The organism is Candidatus Thiopontia autotrophica (assembly GCA_014384675.1).
Taxonomy (GTDB): domain Bacteria; phylum Pseudomonadota; class Gammaproteobacteria.
The window spans coordinates 21049-31010 of the sequence record JACNFK010000031.1; the positions used below are offsets into that span (position 1 = coordinate 21049).

At 47.3% G+C, this 9962-nt stretch carries 10 protein-coding genes; 9 read left to right on the forward strand and 1 reads right to left on the reverse strand.

The window, feature by feature from the left end; genetic code table 11:
• The first annotated feature begins 1 nt into the window (after nt 1).
• From era to rlmD, 7 genes are all read left to right on the forward strand, one after another.
• Entirely contained in the window at nt 2-904 is a 903-nt protein-coding gene (era, locus tag H8D24_06310) for a GTPase Era (GenBank protein MBC8520000.1), read from the forward strand.
• Nucleotides 897-1643, forward strand: a complete 747-nt coding sequence (gene recO, locus H8D24_06315; GenBank protein MBC8520001.1) for a DNA repair protein RecO — start codon at nt 897-899, stop codon at nt 1641-1643. Before era ends, recO begins: the two co-directional genes overlap by 8 nt.
• Nucleotides 1640-2386, forward strand: coding sequence for a pyridoxine 5'-phosphate synthase (pdxJ, locus tag H8D24_06320; protein MBC8520002.1), 747 nt, complete (start codon nt 1640-1642; stop codon nt 2384-2386). Before recO ends, pdxJ begins: the two co-directional genes overlap by 4 nt.
• A 3-nt stretch (nt 2387-2389) precedes the next feature.
• Nucleotides 2390-2776, forward strand: a complete 387-nt coding sequence (locus H8D24_06325) for a holo-ACP synthase (protein MBC8520003.1) — start codon at nt 2390-2392, stop codon at nt 2774-2776.
• A complete protein-coding gene (gene cysM / locus H8D24_06330) occupies nt 2773-3678 on the forward strand; it encodes a cysteine synthase CysM (protein MBC8520004.1) in 906 nt (301 codons plus the stop codon). The genes H8D24_06325 and cysM overlap by 4 nt, the downstream gene beginning before the upstream one ends.
• Before the next feature lie 47 nt (nt 3679-3725).
• A complete protein-coding gene (locus H8D24_06335) occupies nt 3726-4124 on the forward strand; it encodes a hypothetical protein (GenBank protein ID MBC8520005.1) in 399 nt (132 codons plus the stop codon).
• A gap of 63 nt (nt 4125-4187) precedes the next feature.
• On the forward strand, nt 4188-5522 hold the full coding sequence (rlmD, locus tag H8D24_06340) for a 23S rRNA (uracil(1939)-C(5))-methyltransferase RlmD (protein ID MBC8520006.1): 1335 nt from the start codon (nt 4188-4190) through the stop codon (nt 5520-5522).
• Between the two features lie 126 nt (nt 5523-5648).
• Here rlmD and H8D24_06345 read toward each other — a convergent pair whose 3' ends face one another.
• Nucleotides 5649-5798 carry a GGDEF domain-containing protein gene (locus tag H8D24_06345; protein MBC8520007.1) on the reverse strand — a complete coding sequence of 50 codons (150 nt, stop codon included), beginning with the start codon at nt 5796-5798 and terminating at the stop codon, nt 5649-5651.
• Between the two features lie 136 nt (nt 5799-5934).
• Here H8D24_06345 and H8D24_06350 point away from each other — a divergent pair, with 136 nt between their 5' ends.
• Together H8D24_06350 and H8D24_06355 are read left to right on the forward strand one after the other, a co-directional pair.
• Complete coding sequence (locus H8D24_06350; protein MBC8520008.1) at nt 5935-7755, forward strand: DEAD/DEAH box helicase; 1821 nt, start codon at nt 5935-5937, stop codon at nt 7753-7755.
• Between the two features lie 620 nt (nt 7756-8375).
• On the forward strand, nt 8376-9638 hold the full coding sequence (locus H8D24_06355; protein MBC8520009.1) for an integrase family protein: 1263 nt from the start codon (nt 8376-8378) through the stop codon (nt 9636-9638).
• The last annotated feature ends 324 nt before the right edge of the window (nt 9639-9962 follow it).

Below are 9962 nucleotides of genomic sequence, written 5' to 3' on the forward strand. Positions count from 1 at the left end.
AATTGATGCTCAAATTAACAAAAGCGGTGTGATAGCAATTGTTGGACGGCCTAATGTGGGCAAGTCTACATTGATGAACCGAATTCTCGGGGAGAAACTGAGCATAACATCACGTAAACCGCAGACTACCCGTCATCGACTGTTGGGAATAAAGACTGTTGGAGGCTCTCAGTTTACCTATGTGGATACACCAGGAATTCACTCCAATGCAGAGACAGCGATGAATCGTTACCTGAATCGTGCTGCAGCAGGTAGTATGGATAATGTGGATGTGGTGGTTTTTGTGGTTGATGGAGGCAAGTGGAGTGAGGAAGATGATGCGGTTGTTGAGCTGTTAAAGCAGCAACACTGTCCACTTGTGGCAGTGGTCAATAAGATTGATCAGATTGGTGACAAGGAGAAGTTGTTGCCACTTATAGAGCAACTCTCAAAAAAAGCCTCTTTCGACGCTATTGTTCCGCTCTCTGCACTAAAGGGTAAGGGGGTTGATCAGCTGGAAGATAGGCTGGAGTCACTGCTTCCTGAGGGGGTTCATCTGTATGACGAAGATCAGATCACTGATCGTAGTGAGCGCTTCCTGGTGGCAGAGAGAATTCGTGAAAAACTGACTCGACAGCTTGGTCAGGAGTTGCCATACGCACTTACAGTAGAGATTGAACAGTTTAAGGAGTCAGGCAAGTTAACCGATATCTCTGCTGTTATCTGGGTGGAGCGTTCTGGACAGAAAGGAATTGTGATAGGCAAGAAGGGGGCACGCCTACGTACAGTTGGCAAAGAGGCGAGAGAGGAGTTGGAGGAGTTGTTGGGAAGAAAGATATTTCTACAGCTATGGGTCAAGGTAAGAGCTGGTTGGTCAGATGATGATCGTGCTCTGCATAGTTTGGGGTATAGAGAGGATGGCTGAGGCCAGCAGAAACTCACGAGATAAATTTCATCGTGCGTTTGTATTGCATGCCCGACCTTTTCGTAATACTAGTCAAATTATTGACCTTTTTACAGATGATGAGGGCAGGGTAAGTGTGGTAGCCAGAGGGGCAACACGTGGGGGGGCTAGAGGTAGATCACCACTCTCTGTACAGCTGCAGCCGTTTGCGCTGCTGCAGGTCTCCTGGAGTGGGCGAGGTGAACTTTATACCTTGAATCGTACAGAGGTTGTGGGGCGATCATATTCATTGCAAGGTAGAAGAACACTGTGCGGGTTGTATGCTAATGAATTACTGGTACGTCTGCTTCATAGAGGCGACCCCCACGTAAAACTGTTTGAACAGTATGGGGAGCTGTTGCACTCACTGGATAGTGGTGGTGATGAGGCGTGTCTATTGCGTGCTTTTGAGGTGCAGCTGTTGAATGCTGTAGGTTTTGGTTTTGACTTGCAGATAGATTGTGCAGGTGTACCTATTCACTCCGATCAGGTCTATAGTTACCACCCTGAAGAGGGAATGATGCCGTTCTCTTCCTCTAACGAAAAAGCTGTGACCGTTATGGGAAAGACCCTGGAGTGGCTACGTACGACTGAGAGCAAGGTTGAGAAGAGGGTTATGCAGGAGGCCAAATATCTTCTACGCAGTGCAATTGATTACCATCTGCCAAACGATATGCTGGAGAGTCGAAAATTGATAGCACAATATGGAGCACTGAATTGAGTAATGAAAATACCCTGCTGCTTGGGGTAAATATTGATCATGTTGCCACCCTTCGACAGGCTAGAGGGACGCTCTATCCAAGTGTGATGGAGGCTGCAATTATGGCAGAAAGGGGAGGAGCAGACGGGATTACCATGCATCTGCGTGAGGATCGTCGCCATATTCAGGACCGTGATCTTGAAGAGGTTGCTGCTCACGTCAAAACTAAAATCAATCTGGAGATGGCAGTGACTGAGGAGATGATATCAATTGCCGAAGAATTCAGGCCTGCCGACTGCTGTCTGGTCCCGGAAAAACGAGAGGAGCTGACAACAGAGGGTGGACTGGATGTAGCTGGACAGATCGAGAAGATGAGGGATGCAGCGGCTCGACTTGCCGCAGCAGGTGTCATGGTCTCTCCATTTATCGACCCTGATCCTCGTCAGATTGAGGCGGTTGCCGAGATTGGCGCTCCTGTCTGTGAGATCCATACAGGTCGCTTTGCCGATGCAACGGAGCAGAGGGAGAAGGATGAGGAGTTTGAGCGAATTCGTGAAGCTGTGATTTTTGCCAAGGAGCTAGGGATTCAGCCTAATGCAGGTCATGGACTTCACTACCAGAATGTCCAGTCAATTGCAGCACTGCCGGAAATTGTAGAGTTAAATATTGGCCACTCCATTGTTGCCCATGCCGTATTGGGCAAGGGGCTGGAGGAGTCCGTTAGAGAGATGAAGCGACTCATGATTGAGGCACGTAGCAACTAGTTTATGATTCTCGGGATTGGGACAGATCTGGTTGATGTGAAGCGCATCAGAGATAGTCTGGAACGTCATGGGGATCGTTTTGCTGAAAAAATTCTCTCAAAAGATGAGGTGCTGGAATTTCAACAGTGTGGGGAAAGGGTTCAGGCACATTTTTTGGCAAAACGATTTGCCGCAAAAGAGGCGACAGCCAAGGCTCTGGGGACCGGGTTTAGAGACGGGATTAAACTGCAGGATATTGAGGTAACCCACACAGAGAAGGGCAAGCCGGAGTTACTGCTGTCTGGTGGAGCAGAGCTGGAGCAGCGGCAGCTTGGGGTCACAGCTACCCATATATCTATCTCTGATGAACATGAACATGCAGTTGCCTTTGTAATAATGGAGAAGGAATGAAGTACCAAACGATGCAGTCTCTAGTAGGAAATACGCCAATGGTTCAGCTCTTGCGTATTCCTGGTGAAGAGAGCAGACAACGTAACAATACAATTCTGATCAAGCTAGAAGGCAACAACCCTGCTGGTTCAGTCAAGGATCGTCCTGCGTTGAGCATGATCAAACATGCCGAGGATCGCGATGAAATTAAGCCTGGCGACACCTTGATTGAGGCAACCAGTGGTAATACCGGCATTGCTCTGGCGATGGCTGCTGCAATCATGGGATACAAGATGATCCTGGTAATGCCGGAACATATGAGCATTGAGCGTAGATCATCAATGAAGGCATATGGCGCCGAGCTGGTGCTGACACCGGCAGAGGGTAGTATGGAGGCAGCTATCGACAAGTCACGAGAGCTGGAGGCAGAAGGTAGAGGAAAGATTCTCGATCAATTCTCAAATCAGGATAATCCGTTGTCTCACTATGAGGGGACTGGTCCGGAGATTTGGCGTGATACAGACGGTGAGGTTACTCACTTTGTGAGTGCCATGGGGACTACTGGAACCATTATGGGCACTTCACGCTACTTGAAGAAGCAGAGTTCTGCGGTACAGATTGTTGGGGTACAGCCTCAAGAGGGATCAAGCATACCCGGGATACGTCGTTGGCCGGAAGAGTATCTGCCAAAGATCTATGATGCCTCACGAGTGGATAGCCTTATTGATGTCTCGCAGGATGCGGCCGAAGAGATGACCCGTCGTCTGGCTGCTGAGGAGGGGGTCTTCTGTGGCATCTCGTCAGGCGGGGCTGTTGCGGCTGCACTGGAGCTTTCATGCAAGGTGAAAAATGCAACCATTGTGACCATAATCTGTGATCGTGGTGATCGTTATCTATCTACTGGAGTTTTCCCTTCTGAGTAGTTTTCCTGTACAATCCTGAGTAAATTAGTATGGAATAGGATTGTGGGATGAATCAGGGTGATGAGGCAGATCTGGAGTTCAATTTTGAAGCGCGTGTTCTTCTGGCACGTCGTGTTATGTCCCTGTTTAAAGAGTGGGATATAGGCAAAAAAGAGCAGATGAGACTGCTGGGGGTTGACGGTAAGGAGCGTATGCTTACCCAGTTCATGCATGGCACACCGATTCCGGATGAACAGAGTGTGTTGCAACGTGTTCGTCACCTTATTGGAATTGGTGATGCACTGTTTCATAATTTCCCAAGAAGCAGAGCAGGTGGCGCCATCTGGTTGCGTCATACCAATAAATATCTCAGTAAGCGTCCACCACTTACCATTATGTTGGAAGATGGCATTCCCGGGTTGAAACAGGTTTGGGTTAATCTGGACTGTACTCAGGGCTGGGATTAAGATCCCGGGTTACTGTTCGCTGGTGATATACTCTCGCGCTTAAAATTTCTCGAGAGTTACCTTATGGGCAGAAGACGCCGTAAACCATTACCCCAGGAGCCTGTTCAGGCAACTATTGAATCCCTTGCCCATGACGGGAAGGGGATCACCCATACTGATGGGAAGGTGGTCTTTATTCCGGGTACCCTGCCTGGTGAAGAGGTGCGCTACCGGCTGACTGGCCGACGCAGGAGTTTTGATTCAGGAACACTGCTTGAGGTGCTGACATCATCACCTGACAGGGTTGAGCCGCCATGCCCACATTTTTATGGATGCGGCGGCTGTTCTCTGCAGCAGATGGAGCCTGGTGCACAGATTAACTTTAAACAACAGACTCTTCTGGATAACTTCTCGCGCCTTGGTAAGGTGGCACCAGAATCCGTGTTGTCACCACTTACTGGACCATCCCACGGCTATCGTCGCAAAGCGCGTCTCGGAGTACGTTATGTCCCAAAGAAGGGTGGTGCACTGGTAGGTTTTCGTGAGAAACAGAGCGGCTATCTGACTGTTATGGACTCATGCAGTGTTCTGGTTCCAGAGGTGGGGGAGAGGATTGGTGATCTTCGTGAGTTGATTACCTCCATGGACGGGTGTAACAAGATAGCCCAGATTGAGGTCGCTTGTGATGATAGCCAGTCCCTGTTGGTTTTTCGTAACCTGGAGCAGCTCTCTGAGGCAGACCTCTCACGGCTGGATAAATTTGGAAAGGAGCATGATCTCAATATCTATCTGCAACCCAAGGGGCCTGATAGTGTTACTCCACTAAACCGGGACCATGAGGTGGAGCTTAGCTATCACCTGAACAGCTTTGATCTTGATTACAGTTTTCTACCAACCGACTTTACTCAGGTAAATAGTGCAATCAATCAGGAGATGGTGCCGCTTGCAATTGAGATGTTGCAGCTGACTGATCAAGACGAGGTGCTTGACCTGTTTTGTGGTTTAGGCAACTTTACCCTGCCTATTGCGAAAACAGCAGGTCATGTGGTCGGGGTGGAGGGGGATGAGGCATTGGTGCAGCGTGCGCGAGAAAATGCAGAGCGCAACAATATCGAGAATGCGGAATTCTTTGCTGTCGATCTTCAGGATGAAGAGACTGGTGGCATCTGGTTGAATGATCGTTACAACAAGGTTCTGCTGGATCCCCCACGAAGTGGCGCACTGGAGATTGTGCAGAAGATGGGTCATATCCAGCCTGAACGGATCGTCTATGTCTCCTGCAATCCAGCAACCCTGGCTCGTGATGCAGATGAGTTGGTGAACAATCAAGGTTACAGGTTGGTCTCTGCCGGGGTGATGGATATGTTTCCACATACCGCCCATGTGGAATCCATTGCGCTATTTGTCAGGGGCGATTGAGTATTTTCAGGATCAATCAGTAAGGCACATTGCAAGATGGTCTGTTCTTACCATCTATCTGTTGCAGACCAGTGACTGAGTCTAGTCGGCCAGATGCTTCTCCAGATTCCTGCACCGCATGCTGTTCTAATCAATCTCCTCGGTATAGAAGGCGTAGCCGTTGTGCCCCCGCTTCTTCGATCGGTACATGGCCAGGTCGGCGCTCTTCAACAGGGTTTCTGCACCGTCACCGACTATGGATGTGATGATTTTGGATGATTTTCCCCGTGCTTTCATGGGCAGATCAGTCTTGATTGTTCCTGAAGGTTAACGGCTGATCAACCTTGATTGGTCTATGCGTTGCTGGTTTCGAGGTGAGTAAAGATGCATTGTGGTAATATAAGCGCTTCCTGCTATTCTTGAGGCGCTAGCCATGACATTCAAAACCAAAGAGTTGCCTGCGTTTGATGCGCTGGGCATCAGCCCCGCTGTGCTGAAAGCCATTACCGAGATTGGTTATGAATCACCATCACCAATTCAGGCAGAGGCAATTCCACCGCTGCTTGAGGGGCGTGATATTCTTGGGCAGGCACAGACCGGTACCGGTAAAACAGCTGCCTTTGCGCTGCCACTGTTGTCACGGATCGACTTAAAGCTTCGCAAACCACAGGTTCTGGTGTTGGCTCCTACAAGGGAGTTGGCAATTCAGGTCTCCGAGGCGTTTCAGCGTTATGCTCAGCAGTTAAAGGGGTTTCATGTGGTCCCCATCTATGGTGGACAGGATTACCGTCAGCAGTTGCGGGCGCTTGATCGTGGTGTGCATGTTGTAGTGGGTACTCCAGGAAGAGTTATGGACCACATGCGTCGGGGTAGTCTAAAACTAAACTCTCTACAGTGTCTGGTTCTTGATGAGGCGGATGAGATGCTACGCATGGGGTTTATTGATGATGTTGAGTGGGTTCTGGAGCAGCTTCCTGAAAACCACCAGACAGCACTGTTCTCGGCAACAATGCCAAATGCCATCAGCCGTATTGCCAAGAAATATCTAAAAGATCCAGCACTGGTCAGTATCAAGGGAAAGACCACAACAGTTGAGAGTGTGCGCCAACGTTACTGGATGGTGAGTGGGTTACATAAAATGGATGCCCTGACTCGTATCCTTGAGGTGGAGGAGACTGATGGAATCATCATCTTTGTGCGCACCAAAATTATAACTACAGAGATAGCCGAGAAGTTGTCTGCAAGAGGGTTTGCAGCCGAGGCAATCAATGGTGATATTCCACAAAAGTTGCGTGAGCAGACAATCAACAAGCTAAAGAGTGGAAAACTGGATATCCTGGTTGCAACAGATGTTGCTGCTCGTGGACTTGATGTGCCACGAATTAGCCACGTTATAAATTATGATGTCTCATACGACACGGAGTCATACGTGCACCGGATTGGACGTACTGGGCGTGCCGGACGCAAGGGTGATGCTATTCTCTTTATTGCCCCACGGGAGAAACGAATGCTGCATGCAATTGAGCGTGCAACCAGACAGAAGATCGAGCAGATGGATCTTCCAAGCAATGAAGTAATAAATGATCGTCGTATCGCCAAATTCAAACAACGTATCACAGACACCATAGCCAAAGAGGAAGATCTTGAGTTTTACGGAAAAATCATCGAGTCATACCGTATCGAGCATGATATCCCTGCACTTGAGATTGCGGCGGCTTTAGCAAATATGTTTCAGGGGGATACCCCGCTTCTGGTAAAAAACCAGGAGAGGAAGAGACGTAATGAAAAAAGTCGTCACGAGGGCCGCTCTAGAGAGAGGGCTGATAGCAGAGTAGAAAGGGGTAAAAAACAACGTCGTGAGAGCAGCAGAAGGGAGCCTCTTCAAGCAGGTAGAGAACGTTTCCGTCTGGCAGTTGGGTCTGCTCATGAGGTAAAAGCGGATAATATTGTTGGTGCCATTGCTAATGTAGCAGGTCTCTTTAATGAAGATATTGGCAAGGTTGAGATTCATGAGCAATACAGTACTGTAGATCTACCAGAGGGAATGCCCAGGGATATATTCCGTGAGCTGAGAAAAACCTGGGTATGTGGGCAAAAACTGGAAATCTCCCGTATTGGTGGAGAGGACAGTGGAAATCAGCCTCCGCGCAAGAGGAGGGGTGATAAAACGGGCGGGAAGAAAAAACAGCAAGGTGCAAAGCGCAGAGGGAGACCATCAAAAGGAAGATCAAAAAAAGGTCAGCCGGGCAGCTGAAGAAACTGCCTGTGCTTAAAAAACAGGCAATCAGCTGGTGCGTGTAAATGGCCTCAGGCAATCATGAAAAAATTAAGTTATCTACAACTTTATCAACAGCTATTGTGGAGAAGCCGGTTTCTGCTTATTGTCTTATGGGCTTACAAAATCGAACAATAATTCAAATCATAAAATTGGTGTAACCTGCTGAATTTAGGTTAATCTATAAATAAATTTTCCAGAAGTTAAAGTTGTTTGTAACTTATTGTTTTGCTGTGAACCTGCCAATATTTACCTGTCCTCATCATCAGGTTATTCTAATATCCACATGTTTGTGGCTATATATTGGATAAAGAAAAAAGGAGTTACGACGCTAATCGTAACTCCTTTTTATATGGCTCCCCCGACAAGACTCGAACTTGTGACCCAAGGATTAACAGTTCCTTTTCCATTGTATATACCACGCATGTAAAAACAGTATATTGTCGTGTATATATGCGGAAACCGCATGTATGTAAGGTATGTTGACATTCACTGTATATCACCCTATATTAGTTCATATCTATTTTCAAGGTTGCCCCGAGGTTGCCCCAGAAAATAATGATCATTTCACCAGTGTTTTACTGTTTTGAAGGACTAATATGGCGAATAAATTCAATTTCACGCAATCTAGGGTTAGGGCTATTCAGCCTCCAGAAAAGAAGGGTGCAAGGGATGTCTATCATGACCAAGGGCAACCAAAGCTAATCTTGAGGGTGTCTGCTACGGGTAATAAAAGTTTTGCAGTGGTGAAGAAAGACTCGAAAGGTGCAACCAAGAGGGTGACGATAGGAAACTTCACGGACATCACTGTTGACGACGCCAGAAATCGTGCCAAGGATATTCTGTCTGATCTCAATAAGGGGATTGATCCTGTTGAAGAGAAGAGGTTATCAAGGGCTAAAACTCAAACTTTGCAGGAGTTGCTTGACTCGTATCTTGAGGATCATGCTTTAGAGTCAGTTACTGTTACTGACTATAAGAGAAAAATAAAGTGGGGTTTTGAGGAATGGTTGAAGAAACCAGCTTCACAGATTACAGAGAGCATGGTTCTGGCTAGGCACAAGAAGTTAACCAAGAGGGGAAAGACTGCAACGAATGGCGCATTTAGACCGTTGAGGGCAGTGCTGAACTACGCAATCACTAAGAAAGCAATTAATCATAACCCTGTGGCTGTTCTCAGTGCCGGCAGGCTGTGGCACAAGGAGCGTAGAAGGACAGACATAATTCGCCCAAAGCAACTAGGCGAGTGGTTGAGTGCTGTTGATCAGCTAGAGCCAGCAATGCACAGAGTTGCATTCAAAATGTTTCTTTTCATGGGGTTTCGGATCACAGAGACTTATAAAATCCAGTGGAGTGATGTGGATCTGGATAATGGTTTGATTGTGCAAAGAGATACCAAAAACCATACAGATCATGAATTGCCTATCCCTAAAATTCTACTGCCAGAGATTGAGAGACTTAAGAGGGACGCTGTAGAGCGGTTAGAAGAGGGGGAAGAGTTATTACCGTTTATGTTCCCAGCTATAAAGCGAGATTCATTCCATGGCAGACCCAAGTTGCAGATAGCTTCCTTGAACAAGAAACTTGGTTTTCACTTCAGTCCCCATATGGCACGACACACCTTCACAACGATTTGTGAGGCTGTAGGGATACCTAAGACCATGATTGATAGGTTGACCAACCACACTATGACAAGCGATGTAACAGCTGGATATATCCACACGGAAGTTGAAACCTTGAGAGAGGCTATTAACAAAGTTGCGGACTATATCGAGGAGCAAGTTAAGGTAAGCAAGAAAGAGGAAAATAAGCGGTCAGAAAGTGATGGTGACGAATCAAATGTGGTTCAGTTGCGGGGATAATAAAACAGAACAAACATAGAACAAAAGCTTTACTTTCTCATATACACTACATTATAATTAATTGCGTAGGGTTCTGGTGCGCTACTGACAAACGGGTAGACACCAAAACATAGCCGAACTATAGCACCCCCTATTCTGGTGGATAATGTTGACAGCCCTTATTTGGGTAGGCTTCTAAACAGGGTAAATCCCTGAAAGGAATGTCAGCATGTGCAAATTACTTACTCCCAAAGAGACTGCTCACAAATTAGCAACTACTCCAGCCAATTTGGCGCAATGGCGGTGCTTGGGAACTCACAATCTTCCATATCTGAAACTTGGTAC

Excerpts from the sequence above, each read along its gene's own strand:
- H8D24_06345 (MBC8520007.1), bottom strand. The coding sequence starts at position 5,798 with ATGAAAGCACGGGGAAAATCATCCAAAATCATCACATCCATAGTCGGT.
- H8D24_06335 (MBC8520005.1), top strand. The coding sequence starts at position 3,726 with ATGAATCAGGGTGATGAGGCAGATCTGGAGTTCAATTTTGAAGCGCGT.
- H8D24_06355 (MBC8520009.1), top strand. The coding sequence starts at position 8,376 with ATGGCGAATAAATTCAATTTCACGCAATCTAGGGTTAGGGCTATTCAG.
- recO (MBC8520001.1), top strand. The coding sequence starts at position 897 with ATGGCTGAGGCCAGCAGAAACTCACGAGATAAATTTCATCGTGCGTTT.
- cysM (MBC8520004.1), top strand. The coding sequence starts at position 2,773 with ATGAAGTACCAAACGATGCAGTCTCTAGTAGGAAATACGCCAATGGTT.
- H8D24_06350 (MBC8520008.1), top strand. The coding sequence starts at position 5,935 with ATGACATTCAAAACCAAAGAGTTGCCTGCGTTTGATGCGCTGGGCATC.
- H8D24_06325 (MBC8520003.1), top strand. The coding sequence starts at position 2,390 with ATGATTCTCGGGATTGGGACAGATCTGGTTGATGTGAAGCGCATCAGA.
- rlmD (MBC8520006.1), top strand. The coding sequence starts at position 4,188 with ATGGGCAGAAGACGCCGTAAACCATTACCCCAGGAGCCTGTTCAGGCA.